The 23657-nt window shown below is 46.6% G+C and carries 22 protein-coding genes and 1 other annotated feature; of the genes, 4 read left to right on the forward strand and 18 right to left on the reverse strand.

All coding sequences use genetic code 11. The features are described 5' to 3' along the window. Positions 1-38: 38 nt before the first annotated feature. The gene (locus MKX36_RS16635; RefSeq protein ID WP_340865042.1) at positions 39-398 is read left to right on the forward strand and encodes a hypothetical protein; all 360 of its coding nucleotides are present in this window, start codon (positions 39-41) and stop codon (positions 396-398) included. Between the two features lie 86 nt (positions 399-484). On the opposite strand, the gene MKX36_RS16640 is transcribed toward MKX36_RS16635, so the two are convergent. The 6 genes from MKX36_RS16640 to gpr all read right to left on the reverse strand — a co-directional run bounded on the left by MKX36_RS16640 (position 485) and on the right by gpr (position 7634). Continuing rightward, positions 485-961, reverse strand: coding sequence for an N-acetyltransferase (locus tag MKX36_RS16640; RefSeq protein WP_017428176.1), 477 nt, complete (start codon positions 959-961; stop codon positions 485-487). A gap of 156 nt (positions 962-1117) precedes the next feature. After that, positions 1118-2305: a radical SAM family heme chaperone HemW gene (gene hemW, locus MKX36_RS16645; protein ID WP_016821619.1), complete on the reverse strand. Its 1188-nt coding sequence runs from the start codon at positions 2303-2305 to the stop codon at positions 1118-1120. Between the two features lie 412 nt (positions 2306-2717). Next, positions 2718-4532, reverse strand: a complete 1815-nt coding sequence (gene lepA / locus MKX36_RS16650; protein ID WP_016821621.1) for a translation elongation factor 4 — start codon at positions 4530-4532, stop codon at positions 2718-2720. Positions 4533-4603: 71 nt separating this feature from the next. Further along, positions 4604-5113, reverse strand: coding sequence for a hypothetical protein (locus MKX36_RS16655; RefSeq protein ID WP_016821622.1), 510 nt, complete (start codon positions 5111-5113; stop codon positions 4604-4606). A 27-nt stretch (positions 5114-5140) separates the two neighbouring features. Beyond that, positions 5141-6400 carry a stage II sporulation protein P gene (locus MKX36_RS16660; protein WP_102998831.1) on the reverse strand — a complete coding sequence of 420 codons (1260 nt, stop codon included), beginning with the start codon at positions 6398-6400 and terminating at the stop codon, positions 5141-5143. Between the two features lie 232 nt (positions 6401-6632). After that, a complete protein-coding gene (gpr, locus tag MKX36_RS16665; RefSeq protein WP_031461814.1) occupies positions 6633-7634 on the reverse strand; it encodes a GPR endopeptidase in 1002 nt (333 codons plus the stop codon). 198 nt (positions 7635-7832) lie between these two features. On the opposite strand from gpr, the gene rpsT reads away from it, so the two are divergent. After that, entirely contained in the window at positions 7833-8105 is a 273-nt protein-coding gene (gene rpsT / locus MKX36_RS16670; protein ID WP_013372187.1) for a 30S ribosomal protein S20, read from the forward strand. An 83-nt stretch (positions 8106-8188) separates the two neighbouring features. Here rpsT and holA read toward each other — a convergent pair whose 3' ends face one another. The 6 genes from holA to MKX36_RS16700 form a co-directional block, all read right to left on the reverse strand. Continuing rightward, complete coding sequence (holA, locus tag MKX36_RS16675) at positions 8189-9220, reverse strand: DNA polymerase III subunit delta (protein ID WP_193189783.1); 1032 nt, start codon at positions 9218-9220, stop codon at positions 8189-8191. A gap of 213 nt (positions 9221-9433) precedes the next feature. After that, the gene (locus tag MKX36_RS16680) at positions 9434-10897 is read right to left on the reverse strand and encodes a zf-HC2 domain-containing protein (protein ID WP_340865045.1); all 1464 of its coding nucleotides are present in this window, start codon (positions 10895-10897) and stop codon (positions 9434-9436) included. Next, positions 10894-11442, reverse strand: coding sequence for an RNA polymerase sigma factor (locus MKX36_RS16685; RefSeq protein ID WP_013311184.1), 549 nt, complete (start codon positions 11440-11442; stop codon positions 10894-10896). The genes MKX36_RS16680 and MKX36_RS16685 overlap by 4 nt, the downstream gene beginning before the upstream one ends. A 407-nt stretch (positions 11443-11849) precedes the next feature. Next, entirely contained in the window at positions 11850-14468 is a 2619-nt protein-coding gene (locus MKX36_RS16690; RefSeq protein WP_340865046.1) for a ComEC/Rec2 family competence protein, read from the reverse strand. Positions 14469-14670: 202 nt separating this feature from the next. Next, complete coding sequence (locus tag MKX36_RS16695; RefSeq protein WP_016821629.1) at positions 14671-15189, reverse strand: deoxycytidylate deaminase; 519 nt, start codon at positions 15187-15189, stop codon at positions 14671-14673. A gap of 85 nt (positions 15190-15274) precedes the next feature. Further along, positions 15275-15931: a ComEA family DNA-binding protein gene (locus MKX36_RS16700; RefSeq protein ID WP_340865048.1), complete on the reverse strand. Its 657-nt coding sequence runs from the start codon at positions 15929-15931 to the stop codon at positions 15275-15277. Between the two features lie 289 nt (positions 15932-16220). On the opposite strand from MKX36_RS16700, the gene comER reads away from it, so the two are divergent. Beyond that, positions 16221-17066 carry a late competence protein ComER gene (gene comER / locus MKX36_RS16705; RefSeq protein WP_340865049.1) on the forward strand — a complete coding sequence of 282 codons (846 nt, stop codon included), beginning with the start codon at positions 16221-16223 and terminating at the stop codon, positions 17064-17066. Here comER and leuS read toward each other — a convergent pair. Next, positions 17047-19485 carry a leucine--tRNA ligase gene (gene leuS, locus MKX36_RS16710; protein ID WP_016821632.1) on the reverse strand — a complete coding sequence of 813 codons (2439 nt, stop codon included), beginning with the start codon at positions 19483-19485 and terminating at the stop codon, positions 17047-17049. The two genes, comER and leuS, sit on opposite strands and share 20 nt — an antisense overlap. 61 nt (positions 19486-19546) lie before the next feature. Beyond that, positions 19547-19805, reverse strand: a binding site (T-box leader). A 179-nt stretch (positions 19806-19984) separates the two neighbouring features. Here leuS and MKX36_RS16715 point away from each other — a divergent pair. Then, positions 19985-20374, forward strand: a complete 390-nt coding sequence (locus tag MKX36_RS16715) for a tautomerase family protein (RefSeq protein WP_340865050.1) — start codon at positions 19985-19987, stop codon at positions 20372-20374. Positions 20375-20446: 72 nt separating this feature from the next. On the opposite strand, the gene MKX36_RS16720 is transcribed toward MKX36_RS16715, so the two are convergent. Genes MKX36_RS16720 through nadD form a run of 5 tightly spaced genes read right to left on the reverse strand, consistent with a single transcriptional unit; the run spans position 20447 to position 23642 of the window. Beyond that, complete coding sequence (locus MKX36_RS16720) at positions 20447-21220, reverse strand: class I SAM-dependent DNA methyltransferase (protein WP_025365379.1); 774 nt, start codon at positions 21218-21220, stop codon at positions 20447-20449. Positions 21221-21222: 2 nt separating this feature from the next. Then, a complete protein-coding gene (locus MKX36_RS16725) occupies positions 21223-22131 on the reverse strand; it encodes a CvfB family protein (RefSeq protein WP_017428186.1) in 909 nt (302 codons plus the stop codon). Then, positions 22128-22475 (reverse strand): ribosome silencing factor, encoded by a 348-nt coding sequence (gene rsfS / locus MKX36_RS16730; protein WP_017428187.1) that lies wholly within the window; start codon positions 22473-22475, stop codon positions 22128-22130. The genes MKX36_RS16725 and rsfS overlap by 4 nt, the downstream gene beginning before the upstream one ends. After that, entirely contained in the window at positions 22472-23068 is a 597-nt protein-coding gene (gene yqeK / locus MKX36_RS16735) for a bis(5'-nucleosyl)-tetraphosphatase (symmetrical) YqeK (protein ID WP_016821637.1), read from the reverse strand. Before yqeK ends, rsfS begins: the two co-directional genes overlap by 4 nt. Continuing rightward, positions 23052-23642, reverse strand: coding sequence for a nicotinate-nucleotide adenylyltransferase (gene nadD / locus MKX36_RS16740; protein WP_031461821.1), 591 nt, complete (start codon positions 23640-23642; stop codon positions 23052-23054). The genes yqeK and nadD overlap by 17 nt, the downstream gene beginning before the upstream one ends. Between the last annotated feature and the right edge of the window lie 15 nt (positions 23643-23657).

Genomic DNA, 23657 nt, shown 5'->3' on the forward strand with positions numbered 1-23657 from the left:
TAATTCATAAATTAAGCCCCCTATGGTGTGCCTTAATTTTGGTCCCTACAATTCTGTTAAGCATGTGGAATACCATTTTATTTTACCCACAAGAATTCAGTCCAAGCATTCCCAAGCAAATCAAATATAGTGTGGCAGCTATACTGCATTATGATGATGTAACACCAGCCGACTGGGAAGGGTACACATATCATCCAAGCCGAACCGGAGAGTCTGAAAAATATGTTGTCTCCTTGTATAAATACAAGCGTCAGGTCCCGTTAGATGGCACTACATACTTTTATAATGATACGGATTACCATAAGGACCATCCCATAAGAAGCTTGAGTGATATACCTTCGGAACTGGAGCCTCATCATCAATTCATTTGGTGGTTACTCCAAACATTTGAGAAATAAACAGGGGCACAATAATGTAAGCCGTAACACATACACACGGCTACGTCCTGATAAAAAAACACTGAACTGACCTCATTATTGACAGGTCAGTTCAGTACTTTCAACACTGCGATTTCATCACAATTGTTTTGCTTACTGCAGTGAATGCAGTCGGTCCATACCTTCTCGGGGAAAATCTCTTTGCTAACTACATCAAAACCGTTTTTTATAAAAAAGGATACCTCGTAGGTCAGTGCCATAATTTTAGGAATACGTTGCCGCCGTGCTTCTATAATAAGGCCTTCCACAAGCTTGGAGCCTATCCCCATTCCTTTATGCCCCTCAGAGATGCCAAGGGAGCGAATCTCTACCAAATCAGCCCCCAATTTGCATAAAGAACCACAGCCAACGACTTGGCCGTCCACCTCTGCAACAATAAACAGCTCCAGTTGGCGCGTAAGCACTTCCCTTGAACGTGGCAGCATAATCCCCCGCTCTGCATAGCCACTAATCATTTGATATAAAGGCTCCACATCCTCAGGAACCGCACTTCTGCACAATACATCTTTACACACTGAAGCCATCTTGCTCTCCTCCTGCCGCTTGCCGCATATAATGAATAAATATACAACATAACGCATAGAATCGCAATACTCCATTTACCCTGCTGTGGCAGAATGGTGTAATAAAATGATAGCCCAGCTTACGATGTCAAAATGTATTGTATTGAAACCTGCAACTTATGAATTTACCGTGATAGAACCGATGAACTCTGCAAATACGTCATTTCCGAATAAAATACCGCGTTCGCTCAAACGATAGCCATCCTCGATTGATTCAATTAATCCCGCATTCAGCATTTTTCTGAGAGGAACTGTAAACGTGTCTTCCAATGTCTGACCAAATTGAGCTTCAAAGCGGGATTTAGACACACCTTCCAGCATTCTCAAACCGACCATGAGGAAATCCTCCATGGCTTCCGCCGTCGGCACCTCAAAACTGTCCAAACGTGGTAAACCATTCCGAGTAGCCTCCACATAAGGGTTAATGCCCTTAATGTTCATATGACGCTCTCTGCCAACATAACCATGTGCCCCAGCGCCAAGACCGTAATAATCCTCATTACGCCAATAAGTCATATTGTGCTTACTTCCCAAACCTGGTTTTGCGAAATTGCTAATTTCATACTGTTCATAACCCGCTTCTTTCATGCGACGCATGAGGAGCAAATACATTTCCAGCTCGTCATCTTCATGTGGAAGCGGCAGCTGATTTTTCTGGTACAACGTGTGGAAGAGCGTATTCTCTTCAACCTTCAAACTGTAGATAGAGTAATGAGGAAGTCCCAACTCTAGGGCTCTACTGACGCTTTCATCCAGCATGTCCACCGTTTGGTTCGGCAAACCGAACATCAGGTCAATCGACAGATTGTCCAAGCCGGCCTTACGTGCGTTTTCCAAACTACGATAGACGTCATCTGTACTATGAATACGACCTATGCCTGTAAGCAGCTCATTCTGGAAAGCCTGCACACCAAAGCTGAGTCGATTGACGCCGCCTTCTTTCATCACAGAAAGTTTTTCAAAATCAGTTGTGCCTGGATTGGCTTCCATGGAAAACTCAATATCTTCCGCCCAATTTGGAAAATAGGTACGAACGCTCTTTAGAAAGTATTCCATTTCCTTCGGATTGAGGGTTGTTGGTGTTCCGCCCCCGACAAAAATGGTCTTTATCTGTCCTGGCGGGTGAAGTTTGACCGTATGTTCCATCTCCCGTTCCAAGGCATACAGATATTCCATAACAGGCTGATCCTTGAGCACATAAGAGTTAAAGTCACAGTAAAAGCATTTATTCGTGCAAAAAGGTATATGCAGATAAACCGCTTGAGGCGCGGATGAATATTCATGTTTTTGTATGGATGCGGTCATACCGATCCTCCTTGTCGATTCAGGGTTTAGTGAGAAAATGAGCCGAGGTCGAGACCAACCGCTTCGTGTTCCATTTGATCTTCTGATCGCTGTTACTCCCCAATTTCCCATTATATAAGCACTCTTAGGGATAAAATTGGGGAGTAAAGGCGAACGCTACGCTTCTCCAGATTCAAATGGCCCCCTCCGCTGCTGCCCACCACGAGTCGGCCCATTTTTGTGGTGTAGGTGTTGCAGTAAAAGAGACACTGCTTTAAGAATTACTCTAAAGTTTTAATGATACTATGCTTTGTTACGCTGATTGTAACTTGAACGAGCTCTCTGTCCTGAATAGCTTGCTCAAATAAAGAACGTCCATTCTCCATGCATGGCAAATGCCCCATGAAAGAATGGACGAATACTTCAAACTGCTTTACTCATCTATCTTCAGTACCGCCATAAATGCTTCCTGTGGTACTTCTACGTTACCGACCTGCTTCATACGCTTCTTGCCTTCTTTTTGCTTCTCAAGCAGCTTCCGTTTACGGGAAATATCGCCGCCATAACATTTGGCCAAGACGTTTTTACGCATAGCCTTAACGGTTTCACGCGCAACAACCTTTGTTCCTACAGATGCCTGGATTGGCACCTCGAACATTTGCCGCGGGATCAACTCGCGCAGCTTCTCACAAATGATACGGCCGCGGTGGTAAGCTCGATCTCTATGCACGATGAACGATAGCGCATCGACCTGCTCACCATTCAACAGAATATCCATCTTCACCAGATTAGATTGGCGATAGCCTGAAATCTCATAGTCAAAGGAAGCATAGCCTTTGGTGCTGGATTTTAGCTGATCAAAGAAATCATATACGATTTCAGACAAAGGAATCTGGTACGTAATTGTTACCCGTGTTGTATCTAGGTACTCCATGTTCACGTACTCACCACGCTTGTTCTGACAAAGCTCCATAACCGTACCTACGTAATCATTGGGCACGATGATGCCTGCCTTAACATATGGCTCTTGTACATGTTCAATACGTCCCACTTCCGGGTAGTTGGACGGGTTATCGATTTCGATCGTTTCCCCATTAGTCAATTGTACACGGTAAATTACGCTTGGTGCCGTTGTAATCAACGGAATATTGAATTCACGTTCAATACGTTCCTGAATAACGTCCATATGCAGCAGACCAAGGAAACCGCAACGGAAACCGAAGCCCAGCGCACTGGATGTTTCCGGTTCAAAGCTGAGCGAAGCATCGTTCAGCTGCAGCTTTTCAAGCGCCTCACGCAGATCGTTGTATTCCGATGTTTCAATCGGATACAGACCGCAATACACCATCGGATTAATTTTCCGATAGCCTGGCATCGGTTCTGGTGTTGGATTTTTGGCATCCGTTACCGTATCCCCGACACGAGTGTCGCCCACATGCTTGATTCCGGCCACGATAAAACCAACATCACCGATATTTAGCTCATCCACGATCGTCATACGTGGCATGAAAGCTCCAACCTCGATAACCTCAAACGTTTTGTCAGTCGCCATCATTTTAATTTTCGAACCCGCACGGATACTGCCGTCCACAACACGTACATATACGATTACGCCTTTATAAGGATCATAATGCGAATCGAAAATAAGCGCCTTAAGCGGATTATCCGGATTTCCTTGCGGAGCAGGCACACTTCTGACCACCTGTTCCAAAATTTCCTTGATACCGATTCCAGCTTTGGCTGAAGCATGTACAGTTTCACTCGTGTCCAAACCGATAACATCCTCGATTTCCTGCTTTACCCGTTCAGGATCAGCACTTGGCAAATCAATCTTGTTAAGCACTGGCAAAATCTCCAGATTGTTGTCGAGCGCCAAATAAACATTAGCCAATGTCTGCGCCTCAATCCCCTGCGCTGCGTCTACTACCAGCAAAGCACCTTCGCAGGCTGCCAAACTACGAGATACCTCATAGGTAAAATCGACGTGTCCCGGTGTATCAATCAAATTCAAAATGTACTCTTCGCCGTCATCGGCCTTATAGGTAAGTCGCACTGCCTGGAGCTTAATTGTAATCCCGCGCTCCCGCTCCAGTTCCATCTGGTCAAGCACTTGCTCCTGCATTTCGCGGGAAGTGAGTGCACCGGTGTACTCCAAGATCCGGTCAGCCAGCGTGGATTTACCATGGTCTATATGTGCAATGATACTAAAGTTCCGAATTTTACGTTGTCTTGCCAAAATGTCAGTCATGCCTTACCCCCACACAATGCCTAGTATCAATCAGCTTATTATAGCAGTTGTAAGGGGGGGCAGCAATATTTCTATTCTGTTACCCCGTCAAATACAGATACAACCCAGCGAATACCTTGTCTTGACAGGTTTTGAAGCAGCCCAGCCGTTTTATCGGCCATGGTATCCACCGAAGCCTGCTGCGCCTTTACGGCTAGCAGCTCACGAGGCGTCTCTAGGCCCTGCCGAATATTGTCATTCTGAGCAGTCTTCGTATCCCATTCATGTGTCCAGCGTGCGGTCTGCTCCTCACTTCGTTCGTTTGTTTTTCCTTCATTCGTGTCCGTTTGTGGCTCAAACTCGACCTTTCCACTTGTATTATACGTACGATTATACGCTCGGGCATTAGCTGCCGGGGTATCTTCAATCACCGTCTGCTCATAATCAACTTTCTGTTGATTCACCGATGAAACTGGATTCTCGTCCCATTCCGGGCCATAGACTGAGCGCAGGCCAGAGCCTGCCAGCTGCATGCCAAGTAATACGCCTGCTCCGATCAGAAGCACAAATCCAAGCGCTTTTTTACGAAAATGTCCGGTCATTATATCCCCCCCTAACTGCTACCTTATTTAATTACCGCTGTTGTTCTTTTTGGTGTCAGATACGTTGGTACCCGCCTTCTGTGCTTTCTGATCCTCCCAATACACTTCACTGATCATGTCCGCCAGAACGTCAGAAGTTCGTTTTAACTCCTCCTCGGTGTTGTCAATCCCTCCGATTTCGATCAAAATGCTATGAGAAGACAAGCTTTGATTGTATTCACCATTGTTTCCTTTGCCGCCATCTTTTCCCCATACACCGCGCGATACGCCGTGATATGATTTTTCCAGCTTTTCATGAATGCGAGCAGCAAAAGCTTCATTTTTGCGCCAATTTTTGTTGTCATGTCCGATAATAAAATACACTTTGGCATAAGAAAGTCCATTAATCGTGGCTGTTGTTTTTCCATGACGTTGGGAATCACGATGAATATCGAGCAGATAAGTTAAACCTTTATTTTGAGCCAAAGCCTCCTTGACTGTTGTGCGTGAATATTTATAGGAGTAGTTCCAATTGTAATTTTGAACTGTGGTGGCATAATCCTTGTTTACATGCAGTGTAGATATCCCTTGCTTTTCCAGTCTCTTCTTTACAAAGTCTCCTACCCTTGATACATTAGCTGACTTAGAGCCTGAATTGGGGTTGGAACTGGTTTTGCTCAGTAATGGATTATATGCTTCTCTGGGATGAGAATGGTAGATTAATATACGCTTCTCCCCTTTGGCGGCATCACCTGGATCATCCTCACGTGCAGGGTCTGTTTCCGGTGTTGTCGGAATATCCGGCGTAGTAGACGGCGGGTTCTCAGCTGCGTTTGAGCTCCCAGGGGTATCTGTCGTTCCCTGATCAGGCTGATAATCCGTAGGACCCTCTACCTTGATGTTCCCCGAACCCTTGCGCAGCAAGACAGGCGCTCCAGCAGCCATGCCAGGAATTTCACGAGAAATGAGACTTTTGGGATCTTGCGGATTAATACCTGTAAGCATCTGAAAAACAAATGGCGACCATTGTTCACCCGACAACGAAGAATGCTGTTTTTTTTGTGCCAAATGAGGTACCTCCATACCTAGCATATCCGCGAAAAAACCGCTGGACACCGAGCCTGCCAATCCTTTCATCGAAGAAACAGGAGAAGTTTGCAAACGATTTTCTGCCAGCCCTCCTAGTCCCAAAACGACAAATAAAAGCGCCGAGCCCATGATGAGCAGCACAAGCGTATGTCCCATTGCCAAAATTTCGATACCTTTTCTTCTCCATCTTCCGACGTTCCAGGTCTGAATTTTTTTCATGTGAGCCTTGTCCTCCTTCGTCCCGTCGAAACCCGCTTATTACATTCAGAACACAGGGTTCCTATCTGTTTCGGAAATCTCTTATACTTCAACTCTATGAACGGAGAACAATTACTAGAACACAAAAATCTCTATCTACAGGACAAGCCCATCCCTTTTTGAAAGAGATAGGCTACCTGTTAAATAGAGATTTTCTGTCGTGTCTTAGAAAGATGGTTTTGCTAGCCTTTCATTAATGCGTATAAGCGGCGACATTGTCGGGATCAACAGCCTCATGTAGAGCTGCGTTCAAACCGGTCGCAATGATATTCGCGATATCTTCAATAAATTCATCGATCTCTTTTGGAGTCACAATCAAATCATGCCCCAGCGGTTGAAGTACCTCTCTCACCAGCCCGAGTCTCTCAGGTTCTGAAATATCATCCAACATTCCCAGAATTACTTTGGTAGAAGCCTTTTCTTTGGTAAAATGCGTTTTCATCAGTTCGATTACATTATTGACGATGGTCGAAGCATAGCATACCGTTGGAACGCCGATAGCAATACACGGAACCCCCATAATATCCTTGGTGATACCGCGGCGCTTGTTGCCAATACCTGAACCCGGATGTATTCCGATATCCGCCACCTGGATGGTCGTATTGACACGCTCCAGTGAACGTGACGCCAAAGCATCAATAGCAATAATCAGCTCTGGTTTTGTGCGGTCCACAATACCTTGAACGATCTCACTGGATTCGATTCCCGTGATACCAAGAACACCCGGCGCAATCGCACTCACATCCCGATATCCAGGGTTGATCTGATCAGGTGTCAGTTCAAAATATTGACGGGTGACCATTAAATTTTCAACGACAAGCGGACCCAGCGAATCAGGAGTAACGTTCCAATTCCCCAGCCCTACCACCAGCACCCTTGCCACCTTAGAGATCCCTATTTTTTGTATAAAATGCTCCATTTCTTTTGCAAAGGCAATGGCTACCCGTTGTTGGAGTCCAGTGTCGCCTTCACGCAAGCCAGGTACTTCGAGCGTAACGTAATGCCCTTGTACCCGCCCAATACGGTTGGCTCCTTCCTCATTTAATACATCCAGCCGCGTAATTTTAATCCCGTTATCTTCCTCCACATTCTCATTTATACCCGTCAGCGGGACAGTCTGATTCCGTTCTGCCAGCTCTCTTGCCTCTAATGCCAAATCCGTGCGTACCGCATACTTCTGCAAATCCAGATCCATCTGTTAAACCTCCTTATATACCATCTCTGGCTATAGTGTGCGAGACACCCAACAGGTTTATGCACATCCATTTTCATCCTGTAATTTGCATCGTCTTAGAATGTTTTCTTATTGCAATTTGGGGTGTGGCATGCTAAAATATTTTAAGTTGTGAAACGTTTGTGTTCATAAGTAATGCCTTTACAGGAGGTGAATGTAATGCCAAACATCAAATCCGCTATCAAACGCGTTAAAACTAGCGACAAACGCCGTGCGTTGAACGCTTCCCAAAAATCCGCGCTTCGTACAGCAGTTAAAGCTGCCGATACAGCGTTGGTAGGTAACGAAGCTGAAGCTGCTGCTGCTGCTTTCAAAGTGGCTTCCCAAAAGCTGGACAAGGCTGTAACTAAAGGTCTGATCCACAAAAATGCAGCTGCTCGCAAGAAATCTCGCTTGGCGAAAAAACTTAACGCTCTTACAGCTCAAGCGTAAGCACGAGCTACTTTTATACGTTAATGAAAAAATCCTGACCAGCCTTGGCTGATCAGGATTTTTTAGTTTATAACTTTATGAGATTAGATTGAAGCGCCTGCCCCCATTTTCATTAAAAACAGTTCCAGTCCCAGCACCTTGTCAACGACACCTGTCTTCATATGATAGTCCAGTTCGCCCAGTTCATAGAGAAGCTGGCGCAGCTGCTCAGAACGGAAGCGTCGTGCTTGATCCCCTGCAACTTTCACCCCATAAGGATGCAAGCTGAGCTGACTCGCAATTTGTTGCTGAGAATAGCTTTGACCTGCCAGCTCTTTGACCTGCAACATAATACGAAACTGCCGTGTGATCAAAGCTGCTATCTTGATGGGTTCTTCTTTTTGCTTAAGCAATTCATAAAAAATACTGAGCGCCTTATCCAGCCGCAAATTAGCCAGATCCTCGACCATCGCAAATACGTTCTGCTCTGTATTACGAGGCACAAGGGATTCAATGTCAGCGGATGAGATCGTTCCCTGCGCTCCTGCGTACAAGCACAGCTTATCTATCTCGGCTGCCAAGGATTGAAGCCCGACACCCGTGTATTGAATGAGTCTCTCAGCCGCTCCTGCTGCCAACTGCACTTCTCTTTCTGCTGCACGCTTATGGACCCAACCCACAAGATCATCTCCACCCATAGGGGCGAAAGCAATAACTGAGGCATCACTTTTCAGTTTCTTGACGATCTTTTTCCGTTCATCCAACTTTTCAGCCTGAACCGTAAAAACGATGACGCTATAGTCAGTCGGGTTATCCATGTAAGTCAACAGCGTCTCAAGACGGTGCTCTATTTTGCCGTTATCTTTGCCTGCTGCAAATACACTGGTATCCCGTACAATAATTAGCTTCTTTGGCACCAGAAAAGGCGCTGTTTCTGCGTCCTCTACAACCACCTCAATTGGCGTCTCGGTTAAATCATAAGAACTAATGGCGAAGTCACGATGCTCCTCCTCCACCACCTTCTCTTTTAGCATCTCAACAAACTGCTTCATTTGATATTTTTCATTGCCATATAACAGATACACTGGCGAAATATCACCTTTACGAATAGCCTTAGAGGCTGTTTTTACATCCATTTTCCGTTCCCCCCACCCACTGATCGTACCTGACATCTGACCGGAAGGCAAGTCATGACACAAACAAAGGGATCCCACCTTTAGGCAGAATCCCTTCACCACCATCTATATCAACACGGCAGCAGAAAGCTCTAGAAACTTTCGGCCGTCGGGATACGACGTCGGTTCATATAGTTTATTCTCTGTTTCTAAAAAGTGTGCAACTTACGGAAACTATTTTCCAGTGCTACGCGGAACGGTGTACGTATATTTACTTGCAGTCCCATCCTGCTCTGTCTCATACATAAAGGTCTGGCTGTCATCTGACCAGCTTCCTTTGACCCAGGCACCCTTCAGAGTACGGACTTCCAGTGTTGTTCGGTCTACACCGTTATCGGAAAGCTTATACACTTTCAGCTTTTTGCCCTCAATAGCCACCGCATAGCTACCATCAGGCGAGTTGAACTGATCTGTAGAGGCCGACTGGGCACTATAGGTGGAAGTATTATTACTGTCCGGAGAGACCAGCGAATTAGATACAAAGCCTTCTCTACGAACCGGGTCTTGTGACACAGATGATTGCTGATCATTAGAATCGGCATTGCTGCTATCCGCCCCTAAAGAGTTCCCCGCATCCTTGGTGACACTTTTGGATGTCGCATCTTTCGAAGTTTCATTTGAGGCAATTCGACTCTGTACCTTTAATTCCTGACTAAGCGACGAAGATGCATCATTTGTACTTGTATCATCGCTATTATCCTCCTGAGCGGTACTCGTACCCGCTAAAGGTGCCTTTTCCATTTTCGGATCCAGCTGTTCATCAGGAGCAATCGTGGGTTGATCAGATTTTTTCTGTTTTAGCTGTTTGTCATCGGATGTAGGAGCATCTGCAGGCGAGTCATCCTTTGTCGCCTGACGATCGACGTTCGGCTGTCCCTGCTTTTCATCCTGATGGGATGAATGCTTAGTCGGTGCAGACTTTGTTGAAGGTTCCTCGCCAGCTTGCTGGTCATCAACCTTCCCAGCATCCTGTTTGGAAGGATTCTTTTCGCTATCTGAACTGTCTGTTCCCTGGTTGCCCAGGTCAGGTTCCTTATCTGCAGGTGTCAGTGAGGAATCAGCACCTTGTCCCTGTTCAGATGGCTGCTTGGTCGATTCCGCTCCAATGGCTGCATCACGTCCTCCACTCCCATTGGTCGTACCTGGAATTTCCGTCTGAGTCTGCTGGCTTGTCACCTCGGGTGACTGGGATGTAAGTATACCTTCCGCATCCTGCACGGTTTTAGGCTCGAAGTTGAATACTACAATCCCCAGTACAACAGCAGCGGCAGCCACGCCCATGGCAGCACGCCCTCCCACCCGGTTCCACCAAGGTACAGGCTTAGTACGTTGTCTAGGCCCTGCTCCAGACTCTGGATCAGCAGCCACAGGCTGCATTTCCTGAAGCGCGCTTCCCTGCTCTTCACGTGCGCGGTCAATGGCATCAAGCTGAGGCATGATGGAATCCACCAGGCTGAACGCCGGGGAAACCGCAGGCAATTCCTCCAGCTCGCGAGAGAGTGTCTGAAGAATATGAAATTTTTCCGCACAGTCCGGGCAAGTCGCAATATGGTTCATTAATTGGGACGTCTCTTCTTCGCCCAGTTCATGATCCACATAACGCTGCATCCAATCCATCACCTCTTCTCCACACTTCATCCTGATACACCACCTTTCTGATATTCCTGAAGTAGCCCTTGCAATTGCTGTCTTGCACGATACAAGTATGACTTGACCGTATTTAGCGGCAAATCCAGAGAATCGGCAATCTCGTTATAAGAGAAATCCTGCAAATATCTCAGGACAATTACCGTCCGGTGGTGTTCCGGGAGCTGTTGTATAGCCTCACGAACATCCTGTGCCATATAAGAGGTTAACACCTCAACCTCCACGTTTTGGGGGTCGTTAAATATCATGTCATGCTCGTCAATGGAAACCGAAGGCTTTGTTCTTCTGAATTTGTCGATGCATATGTTCGTTACAATGCGCTGGACCCAGGTTTTAAACTGTGCTTTTTCCTCATAAGAATTAATTTTGGAATATATTCGTATGAGGGCTTCTTGTGAAGCATCCATGGCGTCCTGCTCATTATTTAGAATGTAATATGCCGTACGGTACACATGCTGTTCTATCTCTCTTAATAGGGTAATGAGAGCGTCGCGATCGCCCGATTGAGCGGCTCGGATGAGTCCCTGCTCTACCACAAAGGATCCCCCTCTCCCTGCAATATTACAGACGTATCCCTTTTGCAAATTGTTGCAGGATAGACGTCTGACGCTAATTTTATTTTTTCAATAAAAAAAATTATAACAAAATGCCCAGAATCCCCATTGTATCCTCCCTTAGAATAACAGAAAAAGGGAAGGTAGTCACCTTCCCTCAGCCCCTACATACATCTAAATACTAGACCTATTAAACTGCATGAAACATTTTGTCACTTCTTAGAAATCAGAAAATCAGATATGAGTTGTAATCGATAAGATAGAGCAATCGGATCTTGAAAATAAAAATCGTCGATTAAGAATTGATATACCTTATCTGATTTAACGGCAGGCAGGTTCTTGGCTGTTACAAGCCTGCTTTTTTGTAGTTGAAGATGATTTTAACAAAATCATTTTGAATTCGTCTGTTCACGTCTGCGTTGATACCGAACACTCAGCTTCCCTTGCTGCGCACGAATCTGTACCTCTCCCATTGTATCTGTTCGATATATGGCAGAATCAACCTCCGCCAAACGTTCCAATACTGCTTGATTCGGATGTCCATAAGTGTTGCTTGCACCAACTGAAATGACGGATACTTTCGGCTGCCAATAGGACAACCACTCTTCCGAGGTGGAATACTTACTTCCGTGATGTGCCACTTTCATAACGTCTACAGCTTTCCTTGCAGCTCCTATTGCTCCCTGAGCTTTCACATGGGATGAAGAATGGGTTAATTCAGAAAGCAACAGCGACTCTGCGGCATCATCCATATCTCCTGTGAATAAAAACGAGACCCCCTCCATCTCTAAAATCATGGCAACGGAATAATGATTCTGTTCCTTCATAACAGGCAACTGCCCAGATTCGTTCTCCTCCAGCTTAAACGGATAGAGAAAGCGAATTGTCGTATCCCGGTCTGGTTCCCACTCCATACTATGATGTGCACCGTACAGCTTGATCTGCTTGTTCAAAGCCGTGTTTAACAACTTTCGAAATGGAGCTTTGTCTGTTAGGGTACCATTAAAAAACAAGGTGGTTACGGGAATCTGGTCAAATATAGCCTGTAGTCCTCCGGCATGATCATGGTCTCCATGCGTTAAAATGACAGCGTCCAGCCGATGCACCCCACGTTGCTTTAGCAAAGGGACAATCGTATCCGCGCCAACCTCGTAGGGATCTGTACGCTTGCGCCAAGCATTTTTCCCTGTTGCAAAGTCCATCGTACCCCCGCCATCTACCAAAATATGTTTTCCTCCCGGCGTTGTAATTAAAATGCTATCACCTTGACCCACATCCAGATATTGAACAACTCCCGTGTTTCTTTCACTAGGAGATTGGTACCCTATACATAGTATGCCAAGCCAGGCAATACCACTTAAAGCGAGTGCCGCATGACAATATCCATCCCACTGTCGATGCGCAAATTTCCCTGCACCCTTCGGTTCATGATCCGTTTGCAAAATAGCCGCCCACTCGGCAGAAGCCGCTAGTCCTGTATGCACAGGTGAAGCTATGGGATTAGATTTCACATCGGAAATGTCGCCTGTTTGCCTTCGAGATATCAACCATGTTTTGAGCCAGTACAGAACGCTGTACAAAGCTGCATAATACGCCAGAACCCACAGAATAGAAGAAGACGGCCAAATACTCACATAAGCATCATCCACATTCATCCATTTCACAAGCGAAAAGGTTAGATCGTTTAATTGCTCCGCTGGCCACGCAAGGATGCGAGCCCCCTCCCCCCATAAAAAGGCCATTCCCATTGCCACCGTACCTAGTGGAAGCACGATATATGTAATTAGGGGGACAAGTAAAAAATTAGCCGCAAATGATAATATCGAAAATTGATTAAAGTAGAACACCGTCATTGGAAACGAAACAAGCTGTGCCGTGATTGTGATCGCAACTTCACCACCGATCAGGAGGGGCCATTTGGCGAAAAACGGCTTCATAAGCGGCATATATATGAGCAACCCACCTGTCACCAAAAAGGAAAGCTGAAAGCTGACGCTAAGCAGGTAGTATGGATTCCATAGCAGCATAAGCAACGCAGATATACTTAAAATATTAAGTCCGTCTTTGAGCAACCCTCGCCGAGCTGCAAACAAGCCGATCATCGCCATAATCCCTGCTCTTACAACAGAGGGAGAAGCACCTGTCAGCAGCACATAATCCGGAATCAGTACCATCACAATCGTAAGGGAGGTTTCACGGCTAACTCGTAACAGCTTGAGTAAATATAATAATGTGGCCGCATATACCGCCACATGCATACCTGATATCGCCAAGATATGCGTTAAACCAAGCTGCGTAAATTCATTATACGTTGCTGGGTCCAGCTCATCTGTAACCCCAAGTATCAGACCTTTCATATATCCTGCGTGAAGAAGTGATGTAAAAGCAGATTCCATTTTTTGACCTAGCTGCTCTCTAAGCTGATCATTCCATCTCAATAATGTGTAGCGGTTCCACAGTGAAGCCTTCTGCCTCTGTAACGAGGCGACTCCAGCCCCCTTGATAAGCCAGTGAATTTCCTGCGTGTGCAGGTACTCACTGTAATCAAAGCTACCAAAGTTCCCCGCTTTTGCTGGTGCCTTTAAGCTGCCACGCAGCAGGATTGCATCCCCACGCTGCCATGCTGCCGCAAGTTGCTGTTCCTGCTTCGCAGCCAACTTGATATGAACAATGACCTGTTCAGAAATAGACCCCCGATGTTCATCCTTATTGGAATGACTAGCAAAGTGATGAATTGAAGTAACTCTCATCTCAAACTGCGCACGATCACCATCAATCTCAACTTCTGAAGCAATAAACCCTGCTGCTTGAACAGGCATGTCTTCTATGACAGAAGAAGATACATGAAGTGCACCAGGAATACTGCTCACGTTATGCGTATCATGCCAAAACCAATGAAATCCACCACCACTCAATGCAATCCATAGCAATACCATATGTCGGATAGGAATTTTCATCAATAAAGCTATAAGCGGGAAACCCAGAGTAATTCCCGCCCACAGCACCAAAAGTATACGTCCCGAATACAGACACGCTCCCGCACTTCCTATAATCCAACAAACAGTGAGGCTTAATATAGGCCTAGTAAACACAAGTTGGGCTTGAATACAATCACCTTCCCATTAGCAAACATTGCTTTCTGTCAACACACAAAACAAAAAAAGAACCCCTGACAAAATAACATTGTCAGAGGTTCTTCCTCGTTATTATTTAATCCTTAACATCCATCAGCGTTTCCTGCGGTGGATGATAAGTCTCCAGCATGCGAAAGGCGATTCCCTTTTCCTCCATCATAGCTCGAACCTTGTCGGCATCTTTTGGATAAGGTCGGTGATATACAATCTCCACAATGCCGCTGTTCGCCAGCATATTGGCACACGTCCAGCACGGCTGGTCGGTGACATATACTGAGGAGCCTTCACGGTCAATCCGGTCAGTAAACAGCAGCAGGTTCTGCTCCGCATGAATAGTGCGAATACAACGCTGCTTCTTAACCATTTCCTCCCGTCCATCACGGTGAACGACCTCATATTCCTCCGAGATCATACAGCCTGCCTCAGAACAGTCAGGTACCCCGGATGGTGCTCCATTATAGGCCGTCCCCAATAGCTTCTTACCTTGCACAAGTACGGCTCCAACATGACGCCGCGAGCAGCGCGAGCGGGTGGATACCATATAAGCGATATCCATGAAATAGGTGTCCCAGTCCTTGCGTACATCTGCACTCATTTCCATCTCTCCCGTATAAACAAGTTAAACGTAAAACATATCCGTTACAGCCACTCTCAAAGCCTACACCGTAAACTTAAATAAGTTATAAGCTAACATACGGCTTCATTTTCGCTAACATTTTAGCTCCGATTCCCTTTACATGATCCAAATCGTTCACACGTTTGAACAGCCCGTGCTGATTACGATAGTTCAAAATAGCCTCGGCCTTTTTAGCCCCAACTCCCGGCAGCTCCATTAACTCGGCAGCAGTCGCTGTGTTAATGTTCACCTTTTTTTCACCGGAAACGGATGGAGTAGCCGAATCATTCACCGTATTTGTCCTACTCGTCGTTGCAGCATTCGAACTGGCAACATCTGTGTCTGATCTCGAGTCCGCAACATCTGACTGCTTTACGGTACTTGAATTCCCCGCCATGGAGTGTTCAGAGTTTTCACTCATATCAGCAGATACACCCGTAGAACTCTGCTTAGTATTATGCTTCACATTGTCAACAGCTTCGTCATTCGCACTGCGTTCAGCTTGGTCTGAAGCCTCTTTTACAGCATGATTTCCTTGGGCATACTCACTGCTGCGCTGTGACTCAATTGGCTGCGACTCTATCGCCAAAGCCTGCTCCACCTTATGGTTAAGCAAACTCCACTTTTCTTGTGGCTCAGTTCGCTGCCCTCCAGCAAACAAAATAAGTCCACTCCCGATTACAGCAAGCGTTATTGCCGTTCCTGTCCATACGCGTTTCATTTTTCGTATCGTCCCCTACTCCACATGGATTTCGAGAATTTTGAGCCGACTGAAAACACCGTCTCAATTAAACAGAGCAAGTCTGTTCAATTCCCGTCAAACCGGAGGTTGTAAACACCTCCATACGGTATCGCTGTGAGTATTTATACACAAGGGTGGTACGACCCCAGGCACGATCTAATGTGCTCAGACATAAAATTCGTCATGTCGGCCAAGACCAAGTGCATACACTAAGAAGAATGACAGCACAGCGTCTATACCGCAAAGTATGAAAGGAGGACGTTGAACAATGAAAGTTGGATTTATCGGGACTGGCAGCATGGGAAGTCTGCTAATTGAATCTTTTATTCATTCGGACGCACTCAAACCGCAGCAAATATTAGCAAGCAACCGAACGTATTCCAAGGTAGCCGAGCTAGCCCGTCGTTATCCAGGTTTGCATGCAGCCCAAAGCAACCGTGAGACGGCAGCGGAAAGCGATATTCTATTTATCTGCGTGAAGCCGCTGGAATCAAAAACCGTAACGGATGAAATACGCAACGTCATTACAGAAGAGCAGATCGTCGTTTCTATCACAAGTCCAGTACAGATCCGTATTTTAGAGCATGCACTGAAAGCCAAGGTGTCCAAAATTATTCCGAGTATCACTCACCAGATTGGAAGCGGAGCCTCACTGTGCATCCATGGAAACCGGATTACAGAGGAGGATCGCTCCCTTCTGGAAGAGCTTATGTCCCACATCAGCAGGCCAATTCGGGTTAAAGAGTCTCATACACGGATCACATCGGATTTTTCGAGCTGCGGCCCTGCTTTCTTGGCCTTTTTTATGGACCAGTGGATTCAAGCCGCAGTTCAAGCTACGGGTATAGACCGTACAGAACTATGCGCATTGGCCGGTGAAATGATCATCGGCACTGGAAAGCTGCTCACGGAAGGCGGGATGACACCAGCCGAGTTACAAGCAAGAGTAGCGGTTCCCGGAGGTATAACCGCTGAAGCTCTTGCGTTGTTAGACATCAGCCTGCATAGTGTCTTCCCTGAGCTAATACGGGTCACGCACAACAAGTATGAAGAGGACATGCAAAAGATAGATGCCTCCTTCGGCTTAAAGCCGATTAACCGGCAACAATATTAACCAGCTTACCCGGAACAGCAATTACCTTGCGAACCGTTTTACCAGCCAGTGCTTCCTGAACGCTGTCCAGCGACAATGCAAAAGTTTCCATCGCTTTGGCATCAAGATCTTTGGCAATCGTTGCACGCTGTACGATTTTACCATTCATCTGAATGACAATTTCCACTTCAGCGTCTACCGTCCATGCTTCATCATAGGCAGGCCAAGCCGCGTAGGTAATGCTCTCGTTGTGTCCCAGCAGCTGCCACAGTTCCTCGGCTAGATGCGGTGCAAGCGGCGACAACATTTGCACGAAGTTTTCCATCGCTGCACGCGGCAGAAGGTCTGCTTTGTATGCATCATTGGTGAAGATCATCAGCTGGCTGATCGCTGTATTGAAACGCAATGCATCCAGGTCCTCGGTTACCTTTTTCAGCGTTTTATGCCAGGTCCGTTTGAACTCGTCGCTACCGCCGTCATTTTTAATTTTTTCGTTCAGGCTACCATCCTCGGAAACAAACAGGCGCCATACGCGGGACAGAAAACGATGCGCTCCCTCTACCCCATTCTCATTCCATGGCTTGGTCGCTTCCAGCGGCCCCATAAACATCTCATAAATACGCAGCGTATCGGCGCCAAACGTATTAACAATATCATCTGGATTGATGACATTACCGCGTGATTTACTCATTTTTTCATTATTGTTGCCTAGAATCATACCCTGGTTGACCAGCTTATAGAAAGGCTCTTTCGTTTCCACTACGCCGATATCATACAGCACCTTGTGCCAGAAACGGGCATACAGCAAGTGAAGAACCGCATGTTCCGCTCCGCCAATATACAGGTCAACAGGCATCCATTCGCGCTGTTTCTCTTTGGACACAAGCTCTTTATCATTTTTTGGATCAATAAAGCGCAGGTAGTACCAGCAGCTTCCTGCCCATTGCGGCATCGTATTTGTCTCGCGACGTGCTTTCATACCTGTTTCAGGATCAACGGTTTCTACCCAATCTGTCGCATTCGCCAGTGGGGATTCACCTGTACCTGAAGGCTTGATATTGTCCATCTCTGGCAGTACGAGCGGCAGTTGATCCTCAGGAACTGTTTTAATCGTTCCATCTTCTAGATGAATTACTGGAATCGGCTCGCCCCAATAGCGTTGGCGGCTGAACAGCCAGTCACGCAGACGATAGGTTACTTTGCCCTGCCCCTTACCCTCAGCTTCGAGCCATTCAATCATTTTCGGAATAGCTTCCTCATTGGTCAGTCCATTCAGCAGGCCTGAATTGACATGCGGACCATCCTCGGTGTATGGCTCTTTGTCCACGTCTCCACCTTGAACGACCTCAGTGATTTTCAATCCGAACTTCTTGGCAAATTCCCAGTCACGTGTATCATGGCCCGGTACTGCCATAATTGCACCTGTTCCATAGCCTGCCAGTACATAGTCGGCAATCCAGATTGGCAGCTTTTCGCCGTTCACCGGGTTCACTGCATAAGCTCCTGTGAATACGCCTGTTTTATCTTTGGCCAGATCCGTACGCTCCAGGTCACTTTTCCGAGCAGCTTGTTCACGATACTGTTGTACAGCGTCCTTTTGCTCAGGTGTAGTGATCATATCCACCAATTCCTGCTCTGGGGCCAGCACACAGTAGCTTGCACCGAACAATGTATCTGGACGGGTTGTAAATACTGTGAGTTGTTCGTCATAGCCTTCAATTGGAAAATGAACCTCTGCTCCGGTAGACTTACCAATCCAGTTCCGCTGCATATCCTTAATGCTTTCGGACCAGTCCAGTTCCTCCAGATCGTCAAGCAAACGATCGGCGTATTCCGTAATTTTCAGCATCCATTGACGCATGGGTTTGCGGATAACCGGATGGCCGCCACGCTCACTCTTACCATCAATTACTTCTTCATTCGCCAGTACCGTTCCCAGTGCTGGGCACCAGTTCACGGGCACTTCAGCTACATAAGCGAGGCCACGCTTGTACAGCTGGATGAAAATCCACTGTGTCCATTTGTAATAATCAGGATCAGTTGTGCTGATTTCACGATCCCAGTCATATGAAAAGCCAAGTGATTTGATTTGACGGCGGAAGTTATTTACGTTCTTCACCGTAATTTCGCGTGGGTGCTCGCCTGTATCCAGCGCATGCTGTTCGGCAGGCAGACCAAAGGCGTCCCAACCCATCGGATGCAGTACGTTGTAGCCACGCATTCTTTTATAACGTGAAACAATATCTGTAGCTGTATATCCCTCCGGGTGGCCTACATGCAGACCAGCTCCAGACGGATACGGAAACATATCCAAAGCATAAAACTTCGGTTTACCCGGTTCTTCCCCAGTGCGGAACGTTTTGTTCTCATCCCAATATTTCTGCCATTTTGGTTCAATACTTTGCGGTTGATAGCCGTGCTTCGGCTGTGTGTCTGTCATTGTCTTTTCCTCCTCAAACGGTATGCAACAAAAAAACCTCTGCATCCCGTAGCGTGTCAGCGCTAGGGACGAGAGGTTATATTCCCGTGGTACCACCCTAGTTAGCAGAAAGCGTTCTTCGCATTCTACTCCCTTTGCACCTGATAACGGAGGTGATCCGATACGTATTAATAACAGGATACTGACACCTATATAGGTGCTTTCCTGCGTTGGACGCATATCTCCGAGGTGAGTTCGCTTTGCACTGTCAACCGGCTTGCACCACCCGCCGGCTCTCTACATGTCCAGACAAAACTACTATTCCTCATCAGCGACTATTTAACCGTTAATAATGGCACTATTATATTGAAAACCGCGAAAAAAGTCAAATAAGGACTACATTTGATACGAAGCGCCATCTTCATACTAGTTGTCCATGACACATGAATACGAATGTTTTATAATAACTCCAAGTTGCAATGGTTCAAGTTGAGATGAGATAAGAAAGGTGAGTGGAGACATGGCACAGATTAAAATTTTCGGGACAAAAGAGAAGCTAAATCCGATCAAAAAGCAACTTTCAGAGGTGATTCACTCTGCCGTGGTGGATGCGTTCAATTATCCTCCAGACAAGAGGTTTCATCGTTTTTTCCCTATGAATCATGAAGATTTTATATATGCAGATTGTCGCTCCGACGCATACACCATTATTGAAATCAGTATCTTCGAAGGCAGAACGACAGAAGCTAAGAAGCAACTCATCAATCTGTTATTTCAAAGAATTAACGATCTTTTGGGTATTTCTCCACAGGATCTTGAAATTACTATATTTGAAACCCCGAAACAGAATTGGGGCATTCGGGGTGTACCGGGTGATGAACTTCAGCTGAACTATAAAGTGAATATATGAGAGCAAAAAGACGCCCTTCATGACTTCATGAAAAGCGTCTTTCTTTTTCTATATTAGCTCAATGAATCCTAGCTATTTTACAGCGACATAAAAAAGTCTCGCCGCGTCATCTGCTGCTTCTACCCATTCAAAATCTGCATATACCTTCACATCACGAAAACCCGCTTTGGACAATTCTGCCTTCATCCAGGCTGGATCATAAGCACGCTGTACATGAATTTCCTCAAAACGCTGGTACAGATCGCGTCCTTCATGTTCTGCTTTCGCAAAGATACTGAGATGATGCTCAATTTCACAACGGGGAGTGTCTAATGCGCATGTCCAGATATACGAAATAGAGCGTTCATCCAGTACGAATGGTTGTTCTTCATCATAACGCAAAAATGTCTGGGGATGATGTACATCAAACAGAAAGGTTCCACCAGGCTTCAGACCAGCATACGTTCTGCGAAAAGTAGAAATGATATCTTCTTCCTCAAGTAAATAATTCAGGCAATCGCAAAAAGAAATGACAGAATCCACGGGCTCCGGTAAAATCCATTCTCGCATATCCTGCTGTATCCAGCGAACGCTCCCCTCACGAAACAATCGCTGCCCTTGAGGAGTAGTTTCCATTTTGCGACGGGCTACTGCCAGCATGTCAGAGGACAAATCGATGCCAGCCACCTCGAAGCCTGAGTTAACCAGTGGAATCGTAATTGAGCCCGTTCCGCAGCCCAGCTCGGCCACTGTATGTGGCATACCGTATCGATCCCAAGCTTGCCGTGCAAAGCGCAACCAGTCCGGGTACGGCATGTCCTGCATTAGCTCATCATACACATAGGCAAACTTGCGGTAAGAAGCCATCTTTATTCCCCATTCCCGTCCTTCGGTTTAGGCATCTTCTCCACCAGGTAGGTCCAGTTTTCTTTTTGTGTAACCAGCCCTTCCTTCATCAGCTTGCCCATCGCACGCTTGAAGGCGGATTTACTGATACCAAACCGTTGCTTGATAATATCCGGCGGCGTTGCGTCAGAATATGGCATACCGCCACCCGGACGTTCCTTCAGAAATGCAATCAACCGATCCGCATCCTCATCACGGCCTACTTCCTTGCGTGGCGACATCGCCAGATTGACCCGACCGTCTTCACGAACAAGCGTGACCCGTACCTTAACCTCCTCGCCCAAGCGAAGCATGCGGTTACGTTCCGACGAATGAATCATTCCTATTGCACCAAAACCAAGCACCCCCCCGTCCACCAGGACGAATGTGCCCATCTGAAGCGGCTTGTACACCGTCGCCTGCACCCATGTATTAAGCCACGAACTAGGAGCATGGAAACACAATGGAGCCAGTTCCTGCTCCCCTGCCAGCTTAGCTCGCAGTCTGCCTTGTTTGTCATGCTCCATAATGGCATACACGTAGTCACCCACCCGAGGATGCAGATCACGGTTTTCTGGCAACTCACGAATCGGCAGCAAAAGTTGGCGCCCCAATCCCATCTCCAGGAAGCATCCCAACCGCGGATGCACATCGGCCACCTCAAGCTTGGCCATTTCTCCCAGAGACAAGAACGGCCTTTTCATAGTTGCAGCCAAACGGTCCTCTGTATCGTGGAAGATAAATACCTCCAGCCGTTCACCCACCTCGATTTCACGAGTCAGCTCCGTATAATGCAGCAGAACATCCTGCTCACCGACGGTAAGAAAGTAGCCGAAAGGAGATACCTCACGATCCACCATAATGGTGACATAAGTACCAGCGATCAAACTCATACCTTCTCCACAACCTTAGCATCCGACCAAAGCCGTTCAATGTTATAATATTCGCGTTCGTCGCGATGGAAGACATGCACTACAACATCTCCCAAATCCATTAGAACCCAGCGAGCAGAATCCATTCCTTCGATTCCTTTGATGGTTACACCTTCATCATGAGCGCGTTTGCGAATTTCTGTTACAATCGCCTGTACTTGTGTATCCGAATTACCGTGACAGATTACAAAATAATCCGCAACTAGCGATACTCCACGCAAATCCAGTGCGACAATATTCATTGCCTTTTTATCATTAGCGGCCTCAACCGCCGTTTGCATTAATTTCTCATTCGTTAGGGTCATTCATGAACCTCCGTTTTTTTCTGTTTTAGCTGTCGAATCAAGTCATTGCGCGACAAGACCGTCAGCGGAAAAATAACCTTTTGCTTTTCCAGCAACAAAGAAATCGTAGAATCAAATCCAGCGATAAGGCCCTGCTCCAAACTTTTCTTTGCCTGTTTACGAATATGTTCAACCCCGGGAAAATCCCGCCCCGGTTCGATGTAATCAGCCAGACACACGACTTTATCCAGCAGGCTCATACCTACGCGGCCTGACGTATGCCAGCGGATCGCATTCCTTATTTCCGGATCATCCACTCCGTAATCTCTTGCCGCAACGCAGTACCCTACCTCTGAATGCCAGAGCTGCTTGTCATGCTCCAATAGCGCCTGATCACATTCGGGATAGTTACGAATCACTTCCTCCATCTGCTGAACAGGCCAATATTTCGCTACATCATGCAAAATAGCCGCCAGTTCTGCCTTATCCGGGTCTGCTCCATAACGCTTCGCAAGCTCAACAGAGGTATGCATAACACCCAGCGTGTGCTTCCAGCGTTTTTCAGGCATCTGGCCAGATACGACTTCCATTAGCTGCTCACGGCTGTACTTCATACAAACCGCCCCTTGTAATATAGTCATGAACACGATCAGGCACAAGATAACGAATAGTGCGGCCTTCTGCCACACGCTCTCGTATATCCGTCGAAGAAATGTCCACCACTGGCATATCCGCCAGCAGTACCTTGTCCTGCAAATAATATGGCAACTCATCCAGCGCAAGCTCGAAGCCCGGTCGCCGCACCCCAATAAAACAAATCCGCTGCGCCAATTCCTCAATCCCCTGCCAATGAGGCAAGTAGTTCACCATATCTGCACCAATAATAAAATAAAAATCTACAGCAGGATGCAGTTCCTGAAGCTTCTTGATCGTGTCAATGGTATAGGATACCCCCCCGCGAAGCACTTCAATATCCAGCACTTCAAAAGCAGGATGACCCGCCACCGCTTCACTCGTCATCTCCAGACGCTCCTTGCCGCTTGCCCCCGCTTGATGCTTGTGCGGAGGAATATGAGAAGGCATAAACCATACTTGATCCAGCCCATAGGCATCTCTTGCCGCTTCTCCAGCCAGCAGATGTCCAATATGAATGGGATCAAATGTACCACCCATAATACCGATTTTCATAATTTTCTCCCCGCG

The organism is Paenibacillus sp. FSL W8-0439 (genome assembly GCF_038008995.1).
In the GTDB taxonomy this organism is placed as follows: domain Bacteria; phylum Bacillota; class Bacilli; order Paenibacillales; family Paenibacillaceae; genus Paenibacillus; species Paenibacillus polymyxa.

Excerpts from the sequence above, each read along its gene's own strand:
- MKX36_RS16640 (WP_017428176.1), bottom strand. The coding sequence starts at position 961 with ATGGCTTCAGTGTGTAAAGATGTATTGTGCAGAAGTGCGGTTCCTGAG.
- hemW (WP_016821619.1), bottom strand. The coding sequence starts at position 2,305 with ATGACCGCATCCATACAAAAACATGAATATTCATCCGCGCCTCAAGCG.
- lepA (WP_016821621.1), bottom strand. The coding sequence starts at position 4,532 with ATGACTGACATTTTGGCAAGACAACGTAAAATTCGGAACTTTAGTATC.
- MKX36_RS16655 (WP_016821622.1), bottom strand. The coding sequence starts at position 5,113 with ATGACCGGACATTTTCGTAAAAAAGCGCTTGGATTTGTGCTTCTGATC.
- MKX36_RS16660 (WP_102998831.1), bottom strand. The coding sequence starts at position 6,400 with ATGAAAAAAATTCAGACCTGGAACGTCGGAAGATGGAGAAGAAAAGGT.
- gpr (WP_031461814.1), bottom strand. The coding sequence starts at position 7,634 with ATGGATCTGGATTTGCAGAAGTATGCGGTACGCACGGATTTGGCATTA.
- rpsT (WP_013372187.1), top strand. The coding sequence starts at position 7,833 with ATGCCAAACATCAAATCCGCTATCAAACGCGTTAAAACTAGCGACAAA.
- holA (WP_193189783.1), bottom strand. The coding sequence starts at position 9,220 with ATGGATGTAAAAACAGCCTCTAAGGCTATTCGTAAAGGTGATATTTCG.
- MKX36_RS16680 (WP_340865045.1), bottom strand. The coding sequence starts at position 10,897 with ATGAAGTGTGGAGAAGAGGTGATGGATTGGATGCAGCGTTATGTGGAT.
- MKX36_RS16695 (WP_016821629.1), bottom strand. The coding sequence starts at position 15,189 with ATGAGTGCAGATGTACGCAAGGACTGGGACACCTATTTCATGGATATC.
- MKX36_RS16700 (WP_340865048.1), bottom strand. The coding sequence starts at position 15,931 with ATGAAACGCGTATGGACAGGAACGGCAATAACGCTTGCTGTAATCGGG.
- comER (WP_340865049.1), top strand. The coding sequence starts at position 16,221 with ATGAAAGTTGGATTTATCGGGACTGGCAGCATGGGAAGTCTGCTAATT.
- leuS (WP_016821632.1), bottom strand. The coding sequence starts at position 19,485 with ATGACAGACACACAGCCGAAGCACGGCTATCAACCGCAAAGTATTGAA.
- MKX36_RS16715 (WP_340865050.1), top strand. The coding sequence starts at position 19,985 with ATGGCACAGATTAAAATTTTCGGGACAAAAGAGAAGCTAAATCCGATC.
- MKX36_RS16720 (WP_025365379.1), bottom strand. The coding sequence starts at position 21,220 with ATGGCTTCTTACCGCAAGTTTGCCTATGTGTATGATGAGCTAATGCAG.
- MKX36_RS16725 (WP_017428186.1), bottom strand. The coding sequence starts at position 22,131 with ATGAGTTTGATCGCTGGTACTTATGTCACCATTATGGTGGATCGTGAG.
- rsfS (WP_017428187.1), bottom strand. The coding sequence starts at position 22,475 with ATGACCCTAACGAATGAGAAATTAATGCAAACGGCGGTTGAGGCCGCT.
- yqeK (WP_016821637.1), bottom strand. The coding sequence starts at position 23,068 with ATGAAGTACAGCCGTGAGCAGCTAATGGAAGTCGTATCTGGCCAGATG.
- nadD (WP_031461821.1), bottom strand. The coding sequence starts at position 23,642 with ATGAAAATCGGTATTATGGGTGGTACATTTGATCCCATTCATATTGGA.